A 21,057-nucleotide genomic window follows, 5' to 3' on the forward strand; every position below is an offset into this window, starting at 1 on the left:
CTCCGTGTGCAGAACCCACGGCGGACGACGCCTGGACCGGGATCATAACACGGGACTTTACCAATAGAAATCTACAGGCTTGGATGCCGCGTGCCTCCGAAGCGGATGCGAGGTCAGTGCCCGTTATAGATCCGCTTCAGCGCCGCCAGCAGCGCCTCCATTTCGTCGCGCGAAAACAGGTCGATGAAACGCCGTTCATGCGTATCGATCAGTTTACGCGCCCGCGTAAGCATTGCCTGTCCGGCTTTGGTCAGATGCAGTTCCTGGCGCCGGCGGTCGGCCGCGGAAGGATGGCGCTCGATGAAGTCGCGGGCTGCCAGCCGGTTGACGAGGGCCATCATCGTCGCACGGTCGGTGCCGAGCGTATTGGCAAGGTCGATCTGCGAAGCCCCCGGATTGCCGGCGACGAGTTCCATCACCGCGAGCTGCTTCTGAGTCAGCCCAAGCTCCTCCATGGTTTCGGCGAAATCGCGATAGATCGCCACATGCGCCATGCGCAGGTGAAAGCCCAGGAGATCGCCGAGCCTGCCGACGTCGAGCGGCGGTATAACGGAGGCCTCTTCGGCTTCGATTTCGTCCAGCGGTGGTTTTATGGCCATCGTTCGTCTCGCTTCGTTCAGGCGCCATAACCGTCAAAATCAGCGGGTTAGTCAATATCCCTGTTGCTATGGTCGGGATATTTCCGGTGCCTCTTCGGACGCAGCGATTTGTCGAAAACAGCCTCTTGCATCTCGCCGGGAAAAGATATTAGTATGTGTTGCATACAAATTGCCTGCGGCGGAGGAGCGGCGGGCATGGGAGGAGAAAATGGTGCGTTCCTTTTCCGGGATGGCTTCGTCGGCGGATTGCGGATTGGTGAAAGATGATCCGATCCTCTACCGAGCTCGCGTCGCGCCAGACCGGAGAGCTCTGTTCGAGGTCGCCACCGGCCGGCAGCTGACCTATACAGAACTCGATGTGCGGATCGCCCGCTGTGCCGGTTTTCTGCGCGCTATGCTGGGAGCGCAGTGGGACGGGGCGCGGGTCGCCATGCTGGCGCGCAATTCGATGGATTCGCTCGTGCTTGCCTTCGCCTGCCAGCGCGCCGGCGCCATCTACGTGCCGCTCAACTGGCGCCTCAATGCCGCCGAGCTTCGGCCGATCCTTGCCGATTGCACGCCGGCCCTCCTGGTCCACGACGAAGAGTTTTCTGCAGTCGTGGCAAGCCTTGCGGACGCCGATCCCGAAATGGCGGTGATCGCGACGGCCGATGGCCCCGGCGGGTTTGCCGCGCGGATCGAGGCGAACCTCCCGGGGGAGCCCGTGCCCGTCGATGCGGATCAACCTTGCGTCCTGCTCTATACGTCGGGCACGACGGGCCAGCCGAAGGGCGTCATCATCACCCGCAGCAACGCCTTCTTTGCTGCCGTCAATTTTTCCTTCGTTGGCGAGATCGGGCCCGGATCGGTCGCTCTTTGCGACCTGCCGTTCTTCCACACGATCGGCCTGATCGCCGTGGCGCGCACGACATTGATGCTGGGCGGTACGCTTGTCGTCTCCGACCGGTTCACGCCGGCGCGCACGCTTGCAGCCCTTGCCGATCGGCAACGCGCCATCACCCATTATTTTGCCGTGCCGCAGATAGCGCTCGCCCTGCGCGGCGATCCCGCCTATAGCGCTGCGGCTCTTTCCGGCCTGCACGCGCTCTTCGTTGGTGGCGCGCCGCTGACGCAGGCGCTGATCGAAAGCTATCTCGGCGATGGTGTTGCGCTGGTCAACGGTTACGGCATGAGCGAGGCGGGCACGGTGTTGCACGTGCCGATCGACCGGCGTGCCGTCCAGGACAATCCCGGCAGCGTCGGTCTTCCTGCACCGCTTCTCGACATCCGCATCGTCGGCGAAGAGGGCAGCGATGTCGGGGAAGGCGAGATCGGCGAATTATGGCTGCGCGGGCCGGCGGTGGCGCCGGGCTATTGGAACAAGCCCGAGGAGACCGCTGCCGCCTTCACCGAGGGCTGGTACCGCACCGGCGATCTCGGCCGCCGCGAAGCCAACGGCTTCTATCGGATCGTCGACCGGCTGAAGGACATGTATATCAGCGGCGGCGAAAATGTTTATCCCGCCGAGGTCGAAGCAGCGCTCGCAAGCCACCCCGATATTCTCGACGTCGCGGTCGTCGGTATTCCCGATACCAGGTGGGGCGAATGCGGCGTCGCCTATGTCGTGCAGCGGCCGGGTGCCGCGGCAACCGGCGAGGAGATTGCCGGCCATTGCGCGGCAAGGCTCGCCGCCTTCAAGCGTCCGGCCCGCATCCTCTTCATCGAGAGTATTCCCCGCACCGCCTCCGGCAAGGTGCAGAAACATGTCCTGCGCCGGTTGCATTCCGACGAAACCCTTCAACGACAGGCCTGATGAAGCGGCCCCGGCATTCAATGCCGAAACCAATGGAGTAGACCCATGACTGAAAATCAATCGCCGGTTCTGGTCGAATTCGATAACGGCATCGCTTTCGTGACCCTCAACCGCCCTGAAAAGCGCAATGCGATGAATCCGGCTTTGAACGCCCGGATGATGGAGGTGCTCGATGAACTCGAGGGCGACGAGCGCTGCGGCGTTCTCGTGTTGCGCGGCGCCGGCGAGTCCTGGTCTGCCGGCATGGATCTGAAGGAATATTTCCGCGACAATGACGACAAGCCGCGCGATGCCACGCTGAAGGCGCGGCGCCAATCCGGCGGCTGGTGGGGCCGGCTGATGTATTTCGAAAAGCCGACGATCGCCATGGTCAATGGCTGGTGCTTCGGCGGCGCTTTCACGCCGCTGGTTTCCTGCGATCTCGCCATCGCCGCCGAGGAAGCGAATTTCGGCCTTTCCGAGATCAATTGGGGCATCCTGCCGGGCGGCAACGTCACCCGCGCCGTCGCCGAAGTGATGCGCCATCGCGACGCGCTCTACTTTATCATGACCGGCGAATTGTTCGGCGGGCGCAAGGCCGCCGAAATGGGGCTGGTCAACGAGGCCGTGCCGCTGGCCGAGCTTGAAACCCGGGTTCGCAAGATCTGCGCCAGCCTGCTCGAAAAGAACCCGGTGACGCTGAAGGCCGCCAAGGACACGTATAAGCGCGTGCGCAACCTGCCCTGGGATCTGGCCGACGATTACATCTACGCCAAGCTGGAGCAGATGCTGTTTCTCGACAAGACCAAAGGGCGCGACGAGGGGCTGAAGCAGTTCCTCGACGACAAGACCTATCAGCCGGGGCTCGGCGCCTACAAGCGCGGCCGCTGAGGTCAGGCCCGGCATGGCCGGGCCATTCGCAGGCAAATCATAGGGAGGAGGGTAGAATGAAAATCCATGCCGCGGTGGCGCGTGCGCCGCATATGCCGTTTTCGCTGGAAAGCCTCGATCTGGAGGAGCCGCGCGAGGGAGAGATCCTGGTTCGCGTGGTGGCAACCGGGGTTTGCCACACCGATATTGTCATGCGCGACCAGCACCTGCCGGTGCCGCAGCCGGTGGTACTCGGCCATGAAGGTGCTGGGATTGTCGAGCGTGTCGGGCCAGGCGTTGCCAAGGTGAAGCCGGGCGATCACGTGGTCATGACCTTCAATTCCTGCGGTCATTGCCCGAGCTGCAACGATCACGAAGAGACCTATTGCCACGAATTTTTCCCGCGCAATTTCTTCGGTTCGCGCGCCGATGGTTCGAGCGGGCTCTCCTACAGAGGGGAGCGGGTGAACGGTAATATTTTCGGGCAATCCTCCTTTGCCAGCCACGCGCTCTGCCATGAGCGCAATATCGTCAAAGTGCCTGAAGATGCCGATTTGGCGCTGCTTGGGCCGCTTGCCTGCGGCATCCAGACCGGCGCCGGTGCGGTGATGAACGCGCTGAAAGTCGAACCGGGAAAAGCGCTTGCTGTGTTCGGCATGGGGTCGGTCGGCCTCGCCGCCGTCATGGCGGCGCGGATTGTCGGCGCTTCCAGGATCATCGCCGTCGACGTCATCGAGACGCGGCTGGCGCTTGCCGCTGAACTCGGCGCGACCGATATCGTCAATGGCAAAGCAAGCGACGCCGTCGCCGCGATCATGGCGCTGACGGGTGCGGGCGTCGATTATGCGATCGATGCCTCCGGCGTGCCCGCCGTCATCGACCAGTGCGTGCGGGTGCTGGCGCCGCGTGGCACCTGCGGCATTGTCGGCGCTTCGCCCCATGGCGCAACGCTGACGCTCGATCTCACTCATATCCTCTCCGGCGGGCGCCGGGTGCGCGGCATCGTCGAGGGCGACTCCAATCCCGACGTGCTGATCCCGCTGCTGATTGATCTTCACAGACAGGGCCGCTTCCCCTTCGACAGGCTCGTCACCTTCTATGATTTCGCCGACATCAACCGGGCGGTGGAGGATGCCGAAAAGGGCATCGTGCTGAAACCGGTCGTGCGCCAGCCGGCCGCCTGACACCGTTCCAGGGAGGAAAAAATGAACACCGTCGCCCCAATCGCCACCGATACCAGTCCCGATGCCATGAAGGCGCTGCTTGCCCGGCAAAGGGCGTCCTTCCTGAGGGAAGGGCCGCCAAGCATCGAAACCCGCATCGATCGCATCGATCGCGTCATCGCTCTTCTCGTCGACCATAAGGACGCGATCGCCGCGGCGCTGTCGGAGGATTTCGGCAGCCGCAGCGTCGAGGCGAGCCTGCTTCTCGATGTTTTCACCTGCGTCGGTTCGCTCAAATATGCCAAGGGCCATCTCGCCGAATGGCTGAAGCCCGAGCAGCACGAGGCATTATTTCCCGACGCGGTCGCCGAAGTGTTCTATCAGCCGAAGGGGGTGGTCGGGATCCTCAGTCCCTGGAATTTTCCGTATCAACTGGCCCTTGCGCCGCTTGCCGGCATTCTCGCCGCCGGCAACCGTGCCATGATCAAACCGTCAGAGGTGACGCCGGTTTCCTCCGCCTTGATGGCGCAACTCATTGCCGGCGCCTTCGACGAAACGGAAATCGCCGTCGTGCAGGGCGGACCGGCGACGGGCACGGCCTTTACGTCACTTGCCTTCGACCATCTGATCTTCACCGGCGGCACCGCGATCGCCCATCACGTCATGCGCGCGGCGGCAGAAAACCTGACGCCGCTGACGCTTGAGCTCGGCGGCAAGTCTCCCGTCGTCATCGGTCGCTCGGCCGATCTCGCAGGCGCTGCGCGCCGTGTCATGACCATCAAGACGCTGAACGCCGGCCAGATCTGCCTGGCGCCGGACTATGTCTATGTTCCGGAGGAAAGTGTCGAGGCCTTCGCCGAACATGCGGTCGCGGCGGTCGGCGCGATGTATCCGGGGCTGAAGGAAAATCCCGATTACACCTCGATCGTCAATGCCCGCCATCATGCCCGCGTCCAGGGCCTGATCGACGATGCCAGGGCCAAGGGCGCCCGCATCGTCGAGATCAACCCGGCGGCGGAGAATTTCTCCCAGCAATCAGCCCATCGCATTCCGCCGACGCTGATCCTCGATCCCACCGAAGACATGCGCGTGCTGCAGGAGGAAATCTTCGGGCCGGTGCTGCCGGTCATGGCCTATCGCGATATCGCCGACGTCATCGACCGCATCAATGCCAAGCCGCGCCCGCTCGCTCTCTATTATTTCAGCCAGGATGGCGACGAGGAGCGCCGGGTTCTTGACAATACGACCTCCGGCGGCGTGACGGTCAACGATTGCATGAGCCATGTCACGGCGGAAGGTCTGCCCTTCGGCGGCGTCGGCCATTCCGGCATGGGCGCCTATCACGGTAAGTTCGGCTTCCTCGCCTTCTCGCATCCGCGCGCCGTCTACCATCAGAGCAAGATGGTGGAAGCGGAATATATGATGCGCCCGCCTTTCGGCGAGGCGATGCGCGGTTTCCTGGCCGCGGCGATCTGCAAGTAACGACAGAACAGCGAAGCGATGGCACCGCATAGTTGCGAGGCCATCGATCCCTGTTCGTTCGATGCACCGTCAAGCGTCGCTTATCCGGAAGGCGTGGCGGCTTAGTCGAGCCGCAGCGTCTTGCCCGACCCGGCATCGAATAGATGGAGCTTTTCCGTACGGGGAGCCACCGTCACGACTTGCCCCGGCTCGAACTCATGGCGCTCCGAAAATACCGCGACAAGTTCGCCCGGCCCGTAGCGCAGGAACACCATCGTTTCATGGCCGGTAGGTTCGGTGACGCTGACCGTTGCCTTCAGGCCGCGTTCGGCGAGCGACAGATGTTCGGGGCGAACGCCGAGGAGCACGGACTGCCCGTCTGTTGCTGCGGGTGTGAAACCAAGTCCGATCTCGTCGCCGGTCTCCGTGACGAAGATAGCGCCATCGGCCTTGTACTGGCCTTTCAGGAGGTTCATTGACGGTGAGCCGATGAAGGTTGCGACGAACGTGTTGTTCGGACGGTCGTAGAGTTTCAGCGGCGTGCCGATTTGTTCGACCTTGCCTCCCTGCATCACCACGATCTTGTCGGCCATGGTCATCGCTTCGACCTGGTCATGCGTGACGTAGATGGTCGTGGTTTTCAGCCGCTGGTGCAGTTCCTTGATCTCCTTGCGCATCTGAACGCGCAGCTTGGCATCGAGGTTCGACAAAGGTTCGTCGAACAGAAATACCTGGGGCGATCTGACGATGGCCCGCCCCATCGCCACACGCTGTCGCTGGCCACCCGAAAGCTGGCGCGGATAACGGTCGAGATAAGGCACGAGATCGAGTGTTTCGGCCGCCGCCTGCAGGCGCTGTTTGATGACGTCGGCTGGCTGCTTCTGTAGGCGAAGCGCAAAAACCATATTTTCGGCAACGGTCTTGTGCGGATAAAGCGCATAGCTCTGGAAGACCATTGCGATATCGCGGTCCTTCGGGGGGAGATTGTTGACGACGTTTTTGCCGATTGAGATGGTGCCGCCGGTGATGCTTTCGAGCCCTGCGACCATGCGCAACAGAGTTGACTTGCCACAACCGGAAGGGCCGACGAGCACCACAAACTCGCCGTCGCGGATTTCTATATCGACGCCATGCAGGACATTTAACGTGCCGTAGGCTTTGCGTGCCCCCGAAATATTGACCTCAGCCATGTGCCTCCCACTCGCTTTCTGCCGGCCACCGGGCGCTCCCCAAGGGCCGTGCATCTCATGACAGGGGCTTCCTGCAAGAGGGCCGGCGAACCGCCTTTTGCCGATTTGAAACGACTGTCAGGCCTCCTCCATGAAACGTTTCATTTCCTGTTGACATTTCCCGCCTGCCGTCTAATTCTCGAAATCGAGACCGGGAGGAGTGGTTTCAGGCAAGATATGAAACGTTTCATTTTCTTGTTAACAGATAGTTCCGCAGGAGGCCAGTTTAAAAATCGCACTGGAGCCAGCCCGGCAAAGCCAGGTGGCGGCAGCACAACGAAACGTGGAGGAGGAAAATATGAGAGTTGAAATATATGATGCATTGTTGCGCCGTCAGGCAAGTCGCCGCGACGTCTTGCGCGGAACGGCAAGTGCTGCAGCTCTGCTCGGGCTGTCCGGCGCGATGGGCGGCATTGCCGGCACGGCGTTTGCCGCCGACGATCTGCGCGCTCAGATCCTGAAAATTCCAGGTGTCGGCAAGGGCTCGCCGACGGATGCGGACTGGCAGAAGGTCGGCGAGCTTTGCCTCGGTCCGACCAAGGCCAATGTCAAGCAGGGCGAGTTCGCCGGTGTCGAGCTGACCTTCATGGGGCTCAACAACCAGAACCTCCACAACTTCCTGTTCCGCGGTTTCCTGAAGCCGTGGGAAGCCTATACGGGCGCCAAGATCAACTGGATCGACCTTGCTCAGGCTGATTACAACGCTCGCCTTCAGCAATCGATCGCAACCGGCACTGTTGATTTCGACCTCCTGGAGATGGGTGCACCCTTCGAGGGCGACACCGCCGGACGCGGGCTTCTGGACGAGATGCCTGACTGGGTTGCAAAGCAGATCGAGACCGACGACATGGTCAGCTACCTGAAGCCACCGGTGGGCACCTGGGGCGGCAAGACCTATCGCGTGACGATCGACGGCGACTGCCACACCTTCGCCTACCGCAAGGATTACTTCGGCGAAGGCTCGATCAGCGGCATGGCCGAGCCGCCGAAGACCTGGCAGGAAGTGAACGCGGCTTCCAAGGCGCTGATCGGCAAGACCGATCCGCTGACCAGTCAGCCGGCCTACGGCTATCTCGATCCCCTCAAGGGATGGGGCGGATTCGGCTTCTATTTCATCGAGAACCGCGCAACGGCCTATGCTAAATATCCGGGCGACCCGGCCTGGCTGTTCGATCCTGAAAACATGAAGCCGCTGGTCAACAACCCGGCATGGGTTCAGGCGATCCAGGACGTTTTGGATCTGATTGCGGCGAAGGCCTATCCGGCCGACCAGATCAATGCCGATCCCGGCACCACGGCCTTCTCGCAGTTCCTGGCCGGCACCGGCGCAATGCTGATGTGGTGGGGCGATGTCGGCTCCAGCGCACGCACCTCCGACACCTCGGTCGTCGGCGACGTGGTCGGCTTCGGCATCAACCGCGGCTCCGACCGTGTCTACAACCGCAGGACCGGGCAGTGGGAAGACAAGTATAACGAAGCGCCCAACATGGCCTATCTGGGCTGGGGCATTTACGTTACCAAGCAGGTCTCCAGCGACGAGAAGAAGCGCAAGGCGGCCTGGTCTGCTGCTGCCCATCTCGGCGGCAAGGATCTGTCTCTGTGGACGTCGGCCTATCCCTCCGGCTTCCAACCCTATCGTCAGTCCAACTTCAACTATGACGAATGGGAAAAGGCAGGTTACGACCGCGCCTATATCGAGGACTATCTGGGTTCGAACGCCGATAGCTACAACCACCCGAACGCCGCCATCGAACCGCGTATTCCCGGCATCTTCCAATATTACTCCGTCGCCGAAGACGAACTGGCAAAGGGTTTTGCCGGACAGTACAAGTCGGCACAGGAGACCGCGGATGCGATTGCGGTCGCCTGGGAAAAGATCACCGACCAGATCGGCCGCGATAGCCAGCTGAAACTTTACCGGACGAGCCTCGGGCTCTGATCGGTGACTGCTGCATAATTGCTTAAATCGGAATCGATTTAAGGATAAAATTAGGCAGCAATTCAAAGTGTGCAGCGTTCTTTGCGCGTCTTTCAGACGTGCGGCGCTGTAAGCGCGCTGGCGGATCGGCAACGATTTCGCCGGCGCCCATTCTGTTCGGGCGAGGAATAAGAATAATATGTCGACAGTCGAAGGCGACCTGCTGCACACGGTCGAAGCCGGTTCCATTTCCGCGAGCCGTCGTTTCTGGGGCCAAGCGGTTCTGTGGCTGAGCGCCATATGGTTCGTAACATCATTTGCATTGCAGGGTGCCCATGCGCTGGGCTGGACCGATTGGGGTTTTTCGAACTGGCGCCCGGTACTTTACGCCTATTTTCTCTGGGCCGCAGTTCTCTGCATCACCCGCGTCGTCATTTACGGCGAGTCGGGCAAGAAGGCGCTGTTTGTTCTGCCGGCTGCGCTCTTCGTCGTGTCGATGGTGGTCTTTCCGCTGGTCTTTGCGCTCTGGATCGGCTTTTCTGATTGGAACCTCGCCTCTTCAACAGGGCGGCGCTTCAACGGGCTCGACAATGTGCGCCGGATGATCACCGATCCGTTCTTTGGCAATGCCCTGCTCAACATGATCCTTTATTGCCTGGCGATCGTCGTCGAATACGCAATCGCGTTCGGCCTGGCGTTGCTCCTCAATCAGGAAATCCTTGCCCGCAAGTTCTGGCGCGTCACCTTTCTGGTGCCCTTGATGCTGTCGCCGGTCGCGGTGAGCTGGATGGTCGGCAAGTCGATGATGGAAACCCGCTTCGGCCCGGTCGCGCGGTTTGCCCGCTGGCTCGGCTGGGAAAATCCCTCTTTCTTCGGCGATCCGCTCGTGGCGCGGCTCTCGATCATGATTATGGATGCGTGGACCTTCATTCCGTTCATGATGATCATGCTGCTCGCCGGACTGCAGGGCCTGTCGCGGGAGGTGCTGGAGGCGGCCGAAGTCGATGGTGCCACCAAGTGGCAACGTTTTTGGAAGGTCATTTTCCCGCTCATGCTGCCGGTTTCGGTAACGGCGGTGATGATCCGCATCATCTTCAAGCTCAAGCTCGCCGACATCATCATAACGGTGACATCGGGAGGTCCCGGCGGGGCGACCGATTCCGTCACCAGTTTCATCTATCGCGAATATCGCGACCGTTCGAATGTTGGATACGGCACCCTTCTCGCGCTCGTCTATCTGGTGATCATCGTTTTCGGCATGACCGGGCTGATGAAGATTTCCGACCGTATCGTGAAGCGCATGACAGGAAGGCTCTGATGGTTCGGATCGATTTCGAAAAATACGCGCGCGGCCAGCGCATTCGTTGGTGGGCCATGCGTTTCGCCATTTACGGCCTGCTGGTCACCTCGGCATTTGTCTGCGTCTTCCCGCTGTTCTGGACCGTCTCGACTTCGTTCAAGACAGCGGCTGACGTCATGCGCGGCAATCTGGTTCCCTGGTTCAACTTTGCCCCCAACTGGCTCGGCTGGCGCTCGCTCGGGCTTTCCCCGGATACGATTTTCGAGATCTCGACGGTGCGCGACGAGTTCATGCGCAGGCTCTGGAACAGCGTCATCATTTCGGTTTCGGCATCCGCTCTTGCGGTCGTGCTCGGATCGCTGGCGGCCTACGGCCTCAGCCGCTTTTCGTACAAGTTCGGCCATATGCGCAACTCCGACATTTCGTTCTTCTTCTTGTCGCAGCTCATAATGCCGCCCGTCGTTCTCGCCCTGCCGTTCCTCGTTCTTTACAAGGAACTGGCGCTGCTGGACACTTATGTGGGAATGATCGCCGTCTATACGTTGATGGTCCTGCCGATTGTCGTCTGGATCATGCGCGACCAGTTCGCCACGGTGCCTGTTGAGCTCGAGGAGGCAGCGCTTGTCGATGGACTGTCGATCTGGGGCGCGTTTGCCCGCATCATCGTGCCGCTCGTTCTGCCGGGCATGGTGGCCGCCTTTCTGCTGGCGCTGATCCTGTGCTGGAACGAATATTTCTTTGCGGCGCTGCTGACCTCCACCAATACCAATACGTTACCGGTGATGATTGCCAGCCAGACGGGCAGCCAGGGCATCAATTGGTGGTCGATGGCCGCTCTCTCCACCGCCGGCATCCTTCCTCTGGTTGTTGTCGGTGTCATGCTGGAAAAGCACATCATCGCCGGAATGACCGCGGGAGCGGTAAAGTAGCTGCGGGACGTTTGAAAATGTCAAAGATGCCGACAGTCAAGGATGTCGCCGAGTATGCGGGCGTATCCGTAGGCACCGTTTCGCGCGTGCTGTCGGGCGAAGCCGCCGTCAAACCTGTGCTGCGCGAAAAAGTCAGTGCCGCCATTTCTGCGCTCGGTTACCGGCCGAATGTGACCGCCAGAGCGTTGCGCACCAGCAAAACCGACGTCATTGGTCTCGTCGTTCCCGACATCACCAACCCGTTCTTCGCGCAACTTGCTGCAAGCGTCGAGCGCGCCGCGCTCGAATGCGGGCATAGCCTCATGCTGGCCAGTTCGCATGACGATCGCGAGGCGGAGCAGAGCCACGTTTTCGCGTTCCTCGACCGCTCGGTGCGCGGCATCATCGTGGTGGCTTCAAGCGACGGTTCGGGCCTCCCCTTGGAGGGAGCAGTTCCGATAATATCGCTGGACCGGCGCTTCGGGACCTTTCCCTTGGTGTCGACAAATCATGCGCAAGCTGCCGCGCTGATTGCGGACCATCTTTATGGGCTGGGCCATCGCCACATCGCCTACATCGCTGGGCCACCCGACACGGAGGCGGGGCGCATGCGTAAAGAGGGCTTCGTTAGCCGCATTGACCTGTTTGGAAAGACCGGCGAGGCTGTTGAACTGGAAATCGCGTACGGCAAATTCGACTATGAGTCCGGTGAGAAAGTCGCCCGCGATCTGCTGTCGCGCCCATCACAGGATCGACCCACGGCAATCGCAGCCGCCAGCGACCAGCAGGCCATCGGCGCGCTACGCGCTGCACGCGACCTCAAGATCGACGTGCCGCGCAAGCTGTCCGTGACGGGGTTCGACGACATATCGCTCGCCAACCTCGTCGTTCCCAGGCTGACAACCATACGCCAGCCGGCCGACACGCTGGCACGGCGCGCGGTCAGCCGTCTCCTTGAGGAACCGCCGGGCATGGAGGACGAGATGATCGACGGATCGCTGATCGTGCGCGGCTCGAGCGGCCCGTGCGCGCAGCCCAAGGCAGATGTTGCCGGGCATAAAAATTGAAGCAAGGCCGGTACTGCGGCCATTATAAGGGATGGAGAGATCGAATGCTCAAGGGAATCAGGGCCGAACTCAACGGCGATATTCTTCAAGCACTTTGCAACATGGGACACGGCGACTATCTCGTCATCTCCGACACGAATTTTCCGTCGGATTCGATCGCCCGCCAAACGCGGCTGGGTAGGCTTCTGACGATGGAAAACATTTCCGCGCCGCAGGCGATCGATGCGGTCCTCTCCGTCTTTCCGCTGGACACCCCGATCCAGCCTTCGGCAGGGCGCATGGAAGTCATTGGCAAGCCTGACGAAATTCCGCCGATTCAACAGGAAGTCCAGGCCACTATCGATCGCGCCGAAGGCAAGTCATCGCCCATGTATCCGGTCGAGAGGATGGCGTTCTACGACATCGCCAAAAAAGCCTATTGTGTGATCGCAACGGGCGAACTGCGATTTTATGGATGCTTCCTTCTGACCAAGGGCGTCATTCCGGCGGCGGAGGCGGTCAGATGAGCGGGAAAAGCGGAATCGTCATTCTGGGTATTTTTGCCGCCGACACCGCCTATAAGGCCAAGCGCCTGCCCCATATTGCCGAGACGCTGATGGGGTCGGGTTTCACGCTTGGGCCGGGAGGCAAGGGCTCCAACCAGGCAATAGCCGCGGCAAAGGCCGGCGGCACGGTAACCTTCATCTCTCGGGTCGGCAACGACCCGTTCGGCGAGATGGCTCTTGCGGCCTATGCCGCGGCCGGCGTCAAAGCCAATGTGATGAAGATGGACGGCGTCTCCAGCGGTGCGGCCTTCATCTTCGTCGACGAAATGAGCGGCGACAATGCCATCATCGTTGCGCCGGGTGCTGCTGGTCTGATCGGCATAGAAGATGTCGATGCGAACCGGGTGGAGATCGAAAGTGCTGCCATTTTTATGACGCAGCTTGAACAACCGCTCGAGGCGGCCATCCATGGCCTGACGGTGGCGAAAAGGGCAGGGGTCACCACGATTTTCAATCCGGCGCCTGCCCGCGCGCTACCGGACAGCATCTATGGCCTGTGCGACTTCATCGTTCCAAACGAGGTGGAAGCGGCCGAATTGGCGGGGCATGCGATCGAAACGGATGACCAGGCACGAGCCGCGGCCCGTACCTTGCTGGATCGCGGAGCGAAAGCGGTCATCATCACCCTAGGCGCACGCGGCGCTTTCTATCACACGACCGGTCAGAGCGAATTTGTACCGGCCTTCTCCGCGGGCAACGTCGTTGACACCACGGGCGCTGGCGATGCCTTCCTGGGCGGTTTCGCGACAGCGATCTCCGAAGGATGTCCGCCGGTCGAGGCCATCCGCTTCGGTTGTGCGACGGCGGCAATCGCCGTGACCCGGCCGGGCACGGCACCCGCCATGCCTTCGCGCGCCGAGATCGACGCCTTGCTGCGCTGGGGGGTGGTGCCGCAAACGAATGAGGCCGACAAGCTTTAGTTTAACGAAGCTCAAACTAGTGTTGTCGTATGACAGCTTCGTTACATGGCTTGGAAGATGGATCCAGCGCGGTGAATGGCAATTGGACGCAATTCGGTGGCAACCTTTCATTCGTGTGCCTGGCAATTTCGCTGTGGGCGCTTTTTTCCATCCAGTTTCAGCGCCGCGCCTTCGGGCAGGAAAAAATCGCCTTCGGAATCGTAGCCGGCGGCGCCTCCATCGGATCCATATTGCTGGCCGTTGAATTCCATCCCGGCATCTATATCGACCTGCGCTTTTCGCCACTTGTATTGGCCGGCATGTTCGGCGGGCCGATCGCGGCGGCTTTTGCCGCAGCGATGGCGATCGTTTTTCGTTTTGCCGTCGGCGGTACGGCGATGGTCGACGGGATCATCACAATGGCCGTCGCCACCGGTGTCGGTTTGGCCGGTCATGCCTGGACCCGTAAGAGATCTCCGGGGCTCAAAGACGTTGCGCTGCTGAGCCTGGCACTCGGCTTTGCATTGGTCCTGTCGATGACTATGCTTCCCACCTTGGTGAATGCCCATGTGCTGGCCGGCGTCGGTTTTCCCCTGATCGCATTGAATTGCCTGGCCACTGTTCTCGGCGGTTTCGTTCTCCTGAAGACGCAGCAATGGGAGCTGGAACGAAGCATATTGGTGACCGCATTTTCGCAGTCACCCGACTATCTCTATGTCAAGGACCGAAACAGCCGGTTCATCACCGTCAATGAGAACATGACCCGCCTCTTCCGTTTCAGGACGACGGCGGAGATGATCGGATTGTCGGATTTCAATCTGATGTCGCGACCACTCGCCGAGGAATTATATCACCTCGAGCAGCAGGTCATCGACACCGGGGTGCCGCTGATCGATTCCACCGAGTGTATCGAAGGTAGATTTCTGCTCGCCTCCAAGGTTCCGCTGCGGGACAAGCAGGGGCGTGTGATCGGCCTCGCAGGTGTAACGCGAGATGTTACGGAGCGCACTGCCCTGGAGCGGGAATTGCGCGAGAGCAAGAACCTGCTCTCGCATGCGATGGCCGGCATGTCCGATGGCATCGCCATGTACGACAGCAGAGGGTTTATCCTCTTTTGCAACGATCAGTATCGTACTGCGTTCCCGCTCTCCGGAGAGGCCCGCGTGGTCGGCGCCCATATCAGCGACATCCTGCGCCGCGTCGCCGAAACCGGTGAGCGGTCCGGTGTTCCGGAGGATGTGGAGGAGTGGATCAAGGCCGCCACTGCTTCACTGCACTGCAACAAGGACGAAGAGATTCAGCTTTATAACGGCGACTGGCGCAGCATCCGGACAAGGCTTGCGGAAGACGGTGCGGCAATGGCTGTGGTCTCCGACATCACGGCAACGAAGCAGGCAGAAATTGCGCTCAGGCTATCGGCGGAGCAGCTGAAAAATCTTGCCGAGACCGATGGGTTGACCGGCATGGTCAACCGCCGGGCCTTCGACGAGGCTTTCGCACGTGAGACCGCAGGCAGCGCCCGGAAGAACACGCCGTTCAGCCTTCTTATGGTCGATATCGACCGCTTCAAGGCCTATAATGACACCTATGGCCATCCCGCCGGCGACCAATGCCTGCGTGTCGTCAGCATGTGTCTGCGCCAGTCGGTCAGCCGCCCAGCGGATATCGTTGCCCGCTACGGTGGAGAGGAATTCGTGGTGTTCCTCCCCGACACCAGCGCCAGAGGAGCGATGATCGTTGCCGAGCAGTTCGCTCGTCGCCTTGCCCAAGAGAGTATCGTTCATTCCGGTAGCGAATTCGGAAGGGTGACGGCCAGCATCGGCGTATCCTGCGCGACGGGCGCGGTCCTGCGGGCCAATCCGAACCGTCTCCTCACCGAGGCGGACGCCGCCCTCTACGACGCCAAAACGCAAGGCCGCAATCGCATTATGGCCCATTCGCCCAGCGGCGAACGGCCCGCGATGAAGGAAGCCGGCTAGGCTGTGATCAGCGGGCGCGGCGCAATCCGCTCACCTGATCGGTTGTTTTCATCGAACCAGCGCGTCGGTCGCCCGGATGTTTTTTTGCTTCGGCAATACACGGCCACTATCGCCGCATCGCGCGCTTCCTGGTGTCGGACGGATATTCCCCGTATGTCGTCTTATAAACTGCGGAAAACCGGCCGAAATGAAAGAAGCCCCATTTGAGGCAGACGGCCTTCATGGTGTCCTTGCTCTCTGGGTCGAGCAGATCCTGGCGCGCTGCGCGCAGACGGAGCGTCAGCAGGTAGGCGGCGGGAGAAGTATCCCTGAAGGCACGAAAACCGGTTTCCAGCGCGCGACTGGATACGCCGGCCGCTTCGGCCACCTTTGACATGGTGATCGGCTGATCGATATTGGCGTGCATGAATTCGATCGCCTTGCGGACATGCCGGGGTGCAATCAGCGCAGGCCCGTTTTCCAGGAAATGCGACAGCCGGTGAGGCACCAGACGTACGACCAGATCGGCCAGCGCCTGCGTCAGATGCGCCATGGCAATTGGCGACTGCAGCAAGGGGCCGTCGTCGCGCATGCCCAGGATGATCGTTTCCGTGAGGTTGCCGATCATCCGGCCGGCCGGCTTGGATAGGTCCAGTTCGGGCAGCAGGTCGAGAGAGCCGTTGAACGGCATCTCGAAGGTCTGCCCGATCGTCTGCAGGATGACGGGCCAGTTGATCAGCAGCTCGTCGATGACGTTCGCTTGCCCGTGCATGATGACGCTGTTGGGTTCGAAATTATTGTAAAGAAGCAGTTTTCCTTGCCCGGCCTCGGCGACGCGGGGCCCATAGGTGACCCCCATGCCGCCGCTGCGTGGCACAACGATCGACAGATACTCTGCCGTATCGACGGTCGGCTCGATATTGAACTGAAACTCGGCCTCATGAAAACCGGTGAGCAGTACCGCATTGTCAGTCGCGGCAAAATCCAATCCCCAGTGGAACTCCTGAGCCCGGCCGACAGGCTCGGCATCGAATGCGCCAAAAGCGCCTCCGAGGGTTTCGACCATGTTGTCGAAGGACGAACCGCGAAATCGAAATGAGAATTGCGGCGTGCTATTTTCCGACATGCTGCACCCATTGTTCAACGTGGCTGCGTTGACTTGTCCTTTTCAACCGCTCGCAGATTTCGACGCGACACGCGATCCATGCCGACGGATTGATGTGCGTACCTCTTTTAGCTCCGCCGGTCGCCATCGATTGGTGTCCTCCGCTTTGTCAGCGCCTGCGGGCGGGAATGATGGGCGATGCTTGGCTATATCTTAGCCGAACGGGGCCTGGAACGCAGCAGCCCTCGGCGGAGCATATGGATCTCCGAGTGGTATCGGCAGAGGGATCAGCACCATGTGCAAGCCGACACAGGTCGAGTTCGGGCGTAGCGGGCGTCAAAAAACCAACCCGTTAAATGCATTGTCGACAGTTCCAATTCAGTCAGTTCTCCGCAGCCTGAAGCCAGGAACTGGCAGACCTCGGAACAATAGGCAAGCCTTCGCGCCACCTGCTACAATGATAAGCGGGTGATAAAACGATTACGCAGAGGGGCAAATTTATAGGGTGTATCCGTGAGGCCACGAAAGGTTCAAACGCGACCGTCTGGCCTTGATGCGCATCATCATCTGAAGTTATGGAAAACGCCCAGTCAGGGATCTGCGCAGTCGCCTGCCGAAGGTTCTATAGTGGACCGCTTATAGCCTTCGGCAGGCAGACAGGCATGCAAGCATACGCACGGGATGGGGTGCGTATGTAGATCCCTTCCATCCTTTTGGGGGGTGATGGATGAACGGGCTTGGCTTTCGGACCACGAACCATCATGGTTTGGTCGAAAATCATCTTATTACTCCGTGGCCATGGAGCAATTGTCAGCCCCCGATAAAGTCGGCTTGGCGGCTTTTCGCGACGCAGTCTGGACTGGCCTTGCGCAAAATGTATACGCAAGCGCTGGCGGGAGGTTGTTCGCGCCGCGGGTGCGCACGCAGGACGGGTTCGCTCAAGATGGCTCAGGATGACGATATCTGCGCCGACGGCTTCGACATCCGGTGCCTCGTCATAGGATTATGATCGTCGGACCGCCGGCCCCAGCACATCTGGTTGCATATGAGGGCGTTAGGCGGCCGACTTTCCAGTTCACGAAATGGCGGCGTGCCAGATATCGGTGTCGCCAAGCAAACAGAAAGACGGCCGCATCTGGAGCGTCAGAGGGCGACCGACAGGGCACTATCGTGTCGGGGGGCCACCTCCTGCGAATTCACCATCGCGCCCGCGAGCTGGCGGAAAGTGACGAGCCCCAATGTTTCCCCGGAGGCCGATACGACCCTGGCATCGCCCTCTGGCGCCGATGCCAGCATCCGGACGGCCTCTTCGACGGTCGTGCCTGCCGCAATCGCCAGTCCAACCGGCGCCACACCGGAATGCAGCGGCGTCATGACGGCTTCGACATGGATGACCCGGCCTCGATTGACCTCCTTGACGAAGTTGGCGATGTATTCGTCGGCCGGACGCAGAACGATGTCCTGGCTGGTGCCCTGCTGGATGACTTCGCCGTCGCGCAGGATGGCAATCTGGTCGCCCAGGCGAAGCGCTTCATCGAGATCGTGGGTGATGAAGACGATGGTTTTCTTGATCTCCTTTTGAATGTCGAGAAGCACCGTCTGCATATCCGTGCGAATCAAAGGATCGAGCGCCGAATAGGCTTCATCCATGAGAAGGACCGGGGCGTCGTTGGAAAGAGCCCGCGCCAGGCCGACGCGCTGCTGCATGCCGCCGGAAAGCTGATTGGGATATCTCTGTTCGAAGCCCTTCAGACCGACTCGCTCCAGCCAGCGCATGGCGACGTCGGTCGCTTTCGCGCGCTCCATGCCCTGCACTTCGAGGCCGAAGATGGTGTTGTCGAGAACATTCCGGTGCGGCAGAAGTGCGAACTTCTGAAACACCATCGCCGTCTGGTGCCGGCGAAACGCCCGCAATTCGGTCTCGTTCATCTTCACGACATCGACGCCGTCGACCAGCACTTCGCCGGCGGTCGGATCGATCAGCCGATTGATGTGGCGGATCAGCGTCGATTTCCCCGAACCCGAAAGGCCCATGACGACCTGGATGCGGCCGGAGGGAATCTCGACATTGATATCCCTCAGGCCGAGCACGTGACCGTGCTTTTCGTTGAGCTCGGTCTTTGACAATCCTTTCTGGACGGCATCGACATGCGCGGTGGGGTTGGGACCGAAGATCTTGTAGAGATGGCGGATCTTGATGCCGCCGAAACGCTGATCAGCCATGGACGATCTCCCGGTGCTTCTGGAGCCTCTTGCCATACGCCTGGCTGACTCGGTCGAAGATGATGGCGATGCCGACGATGGCAAGGCCGTTGAAAATACCCAGGGTGAAATATTGGTTGGCAATCGCCTTCAGCACCGGCTGGCCGAGGCCTTGGACGCCGATCATCGACGCGATGACCACCATGGCAAGCGCCATCATGATCGTCTGGTTGATGCCGGCCATGATGGTGGGAAGGGCCAGCGGCAGCTGCACCTTGAAGAGCTTCTGCGACTTTGATGTTCCGAAGGCGTCGGCTGCTTCGAGCACATCCTTGTCGACGAGCCGGATACCGAGATCGGTCAAACGGATCATCGGCGGAATGGCGTAGATGACGACGGCGATCAGGCCAGGCACCTTGCCGATGCCGAGCAGCATGACGACCGGGATGAGGTAGACGAAACTCGGCATGGTCTGCATGACGTCGAGGATCGGATTGACGACGCGCTGCAACCGGTCGGAGCGTGCCATCAGGATGCCCATCGGAATGCCGATGGCGATGGAAAGAACCGTGCAGACGAAGATCATCGAGACCGTCCGCATCGTATCGTCCCACATGTCGAAATAGCCGATCAGCAGCAGCGTCACCAGACAGCCGAAGACAACCTTCACGCTGCGGCTGCCAAGCCATGCGATGGCTAGGATGATCGCGGTAATGATCGGCCACGGCGTCTGCGTCATGAAGCGTTCGGCGGCGATGAGGAAATGCTGCAACGGAACGAAGAGGGTTTCGATGCCGTCGCCGTAGGCGCGGGTAAATCCGCGAAAGCCGTCATCGATCGCCTTCTTCAGATTGCGAAGCGCGTCGTCATCCATATGCGGGAATTTATAAAACCATTCCATTTGGATCCCCTTTTTCTTCAAAGAGCCGCTGCAGTCTTTTTTGATTTTTATCGGCTGTGAGAAGCGGTGCGCTTTTCGCGCACCGCGATAGTCAGTGTTAAAGCGCAGCTTCGATCTTCGTGGCTGCCTCAGGCGAGACCCACTTGCTCCAGATGTCCTTGTTTTCTTTCAGGAAGTGCTTGGCGCCATCTTCACCAGTTGCCTGGTTGTCGGTCATCCACGACATCAGCTTGTTGACTGTGTCGTTGCTCCAGGAGCGCTTCGCCAGGTAGTCCATGACTTCAGGCCCGACCTTTTCCGAGAAGGGCTTGGCAACCAGGGTGACGACGTGATCGACCGGCCAGGCGTTGGGCTTGGGGTCGGGGCAATCGGCAACGGTGTTGCAACGCTTCCATTCGGCGGCATCGCTCGGCACGCCGGCTTCCAGCTTGACCATCTGATATTTGCCGAGCAGCGCGGTCGGCGCCCAGTAATAGCCGGCCCAGCCTTCCTTGCGCTCGTAAGCCTTGGCGATCGAACCGTCGAGGCCAGCGGCCGAGCCGGTATCGACTAGGGTGAAGCCAGCCTTCTCGGCCTCAAAGGCCTTGTAGAGCTGCGAGGTGACGACAGTGCCGCCCCAGCCTTGCGGGCCGTTGACGATGGCACCCTTTTTCGGATCCTCAGGATCGGGGAAGAGTTCCGGATGCTTCAGCACATCGCCGATCGTCTTGATATCGGGATGTGCATCGGCGAGATATTTCGGAATCCACCAGCCCTGCACGCCGCCGTCGGGCAGCGGCGAGCCGACCTGAACGATGCGGCCTTCTTCCGTGCCCTTCTTGACGACGTCGGGGAGAAGATCGATCCAGGCTTCGGGCGCGATATCCGGCTGGCCTTTTTCGGCCATGGAGGTGATCGTCGGGACGGTGTCGCCAACGGTAATGTCAGCGCTGCAGCCATAACCTTCGTTCAGGATGAACTTGTCCAGGTTGGAGAGAACTTCGGCGCTCTGCCAGTTCATGCTGGCGATGGTCACGCTGCCGCATTCGGCGGCGCTGGCGAAAGACGCTCCGCCCATCAGGCCGAGTGTCAGACATGTCGATGCGAGTAGTTTTTTCATTGTCGTTCCCTCTATTTAGCGGCTGGTCTTGCCGAGCGGGGTGCCGCAGTGCCCGCCCCAAC

17 protein-coding genes are annotated in these 21,057 nt (G+C 60.5%); 11 read left to right on the plus strand and 6 right to left on the minus strand.

Annotated features, from left to right (window positions below; genetic code table 11):
• Window positions 1-113 precede the first annotated feature (113 nt).
• Entirely contained in the window at window positions 114-599 is a 486-nt protein-coding gene (locus tag GR197_RS26420) for a MarR family winged helix-turn-helix transcriptional regulator (protein ID WP_164014964.1), read from the minus strand.
• A 208-nt stretch (window positions 600-807) separates the two neighbouring features.
• Between GR197_RS26420 and GR197_RS26425 the strand changes: the two genes are divergently transcribed.
• Genes GR197_RS26425 through GR197_RS26440 form a run of 4 tightly spaced genes read left to right on the plus strand, consistent with a single transcriptional unit; the run spans window position 808 to window position 5,885 of the window.
• Entirely contained in the window at window positions 808-2,391 is a 1,584-nt protein-coding gene (locus GR197_RS26425) for an AMP-binding protein (protein WP_164014966.1), read from the plus strand.
• Window positions 2,392-2,436: 45 nt separating this feature from the next.
• A complete protein-coding gene (locus GR197_RS26430; RefSeq protein WP_164014968.1) occupies window positions 2,437-3,261 on the plus strand; it encodes a p-hydroxycinnamoyl CoA hydratase/lyase in 825 nt (274 codons plus the stop codon).
• A gap of 56 nt (window positions 3,262-3,317) precedes the next feature.
• The gene (locus GR197_RS26435; RefSeq protein WP_164014970.1) at window positions 3,318-4,424 is read left to right on the plus strand and encodes an NAD(P)-dependent alcohol dehydrogenase; all 1,107 of its coding nucleotides are present in this window, start codon (window positions 3,318-3,320) and stop codon (window positions 4,422-4,424) included.
• A gap of 21 nt (window positions 4,425-4,445) precedes the next feature.
• Entirely contained in the window at window positions 4,446-5,885 is a 1,440-nt protein-coding gene (locus GR197_RS26440; protein ID WP_164014972.1) for a coniferyl aldehyde dehydrogenase, read from the plus strand.
• 101 nt (window positions 5,886-5,986) lie between these two features.
• Here GR197_RS26440 and GR197_RS26445 read toward each other — a convergent pair whose 3' ends face one another.
• A complete protein-coding gene (locus GR197_RS26445; RefSeq protein WP_164014974.1) occupies window positions 5,987-7,054 on the minus strand; it encodes an ABC transporter ATP-binding protein in 1,068 nt (355 codons plus the stop codon).
• 337 nt (window positions 7,055-7,391) lie between these two features.
• On the opposite strand from GR197_RS26445, the gene GR197_RS26450 reads away from it, so the two are divergent.
• The 7 genes from GR197_RS26450 to GR197_RS26480 all read left to right on the plus strand — a co-directional run bounded on the left by GR197_RS26450 (window position 7,392) and on the right by GR197_RS26480 (window position 15,709).
• Window positions 7,392-9,032: an extracellular solute-binding protein gene (locus tag GR197_RS26450; protein ID WP_164014976.1), complete on the plus strand. Its 1,641-nt coding sequence runs from the start codon at window positions 7,392-7,394 to the stop codon at window positions 9,030-9,032.
• Window positions 9,033-9,210: 178 nt separating this feature from the next.
• Complete coding sequence (locus tag GR197_RS26455) at window positions 9,211-10,329, plus strand: carbohydrate ABC transporter permease (RefSeq protein WP_164014978.1); 1,119 nt, start codon at window positions 9,211-9,213, stop codon at window positions 10,327-10,329.
• Window positions 10,329-11,240 (plus strand): carbohydrate ABC transporter permease, encoded by a 912-nt coding sequence (locus tag GR197_RS26460; RefSeq protein WP_164014980.1) that lies wholly within the window; start codon window positions 10,329-10,331, stop codon window positions 11,238-11,240. The genes GR197_RS26455 and GR197_RS26460 overlap by 1 nt, the downstream gene beginning before the upstream one ends.
• A gap of 17 nt (window positions 11,241-11,257) precedes the next feature.
• Window positions 11,258-12,286: a LacI family DNA-binding transcriptional regulator gene (locus tag GR197_RS26465; RefSeq protein ID WP_164014982.1), complete on the plus strand. Its 1,029-nt coding sequence runs from the start codon at window positions 11,258-11,260 to the stop codon at window positions 12,284-12,286.
• A 44-nt stretch (window positions 12,287-12,330) separates the two neighbouring features.
• Window positions 12,331-12,792 carry an RbsD/FucU family protein gene (locus GR197_RS26470; RefSeq protein WP_164014984.1) on the plus strand — a complete coding sequence of 154 codons (462 nt, stop codon included), beginning with the start codon at window positions 12,331-12,333 and terminating at the stop codon, window positions 12,790-12,792.
• The gene (gene rbsK / locus GR197_RS26475; RefSeq protein ID WP_164014986.1) at window positions 12,789-13,751 is read left to right on the plus strand and encodes a ribokinase; all 963 of its coding nucleotides are present in this window, start codon (window positions 12,789-12,791) and stop codon (window positions 13,749-13,751) included. The genes GR197_RS26470 and rbsK overlap by 4 nt, the downstream gene beginning before the upstream one ends.
• Before the next feature lie 29 nt (window positions 13,752-13,780).
• Window positions 13,781-15,709, plus strand: a complete 1,929-nt coding sequence (locus GR197_RS26480; RefSeq protein ID WP_204330398.1) for a diguanylate cyclase — start codon at window positions 13,781-13,783, stop codon at window positions 15,707-15,709.
• Between the two features lie 106 nt (window positions 15,710-15,815).
• Here the strand turns inward: GR197_RS26480 and GR197_RS26485 are convergent, their stop codons facing one another.
• From GR197_RS26485 to GR197_RS26500, 4 genes are all read right to left on the minus strand, one after another.
• Window positions 15,816-16,814 (minus strand): AraC family transcriptional regulator, encoded by a 999-nt coding sequence (locus GR197_RS26485; RefSeq protein ID WP_164014990.1) that lies wholly within the window; start codon window positions 16,812-16,814, stop codon window positions 15,816-15,818.
• A gap of 1,122 nt (window positions 16,815-17,936) precedes the next feature.
• Window positions 17,937-19,016: a quaternary amine ABC transporter ATP-binding protein gene (locus GR197_RS26490; RefSeq protein ID WP_164014992.1), complete on the minus strand. Its 1,080-nt coding sequence runs from the start codon at window positions 19,014-19,016 to the stop codon at window positions 17,937-17,939.
• Complete coding sequence (locus tag GR197_RS26495) at window positions 19,009-19,896, minus strand: ABC transporter permease (RefSeq protein WP_164014994.1); 888 nt, start codon at window positions 19,894-19,896, stop codon at window positions 19,009-19,011. Before GR197_RS26495 ends, GR197_RS26490 begins: the two co-directional genes overlap by 8 nt.
• Before the next feature lie 97 nt (window positions 19,897-19,993).
• The gene (locus GR197_RS26500; protein ID WP_164014995.1) at window positions 19,994-20,995 is read right to left on the minus strand and encodes an ABC transporter substrate-binding protein; all 1,002 of its coding nucleotides are present in this window, start codon (window positions 20,993-20,995) and stop codon (window positions 19,994-19,996) included.
• Window positions 20,996-21,057 lie beyond the last annotated feature (62 nt).

Source organism: Rhizobium phaseoli, from assembly GCF_010668805.1.
GTDB classification, from domain to species: Bacteria; Pseudomonadota; Alphaproteobacteria; order Rhizobiales; family Rhizobiaceae; genus Rhizobium; species Rhizobium phaseoli_A.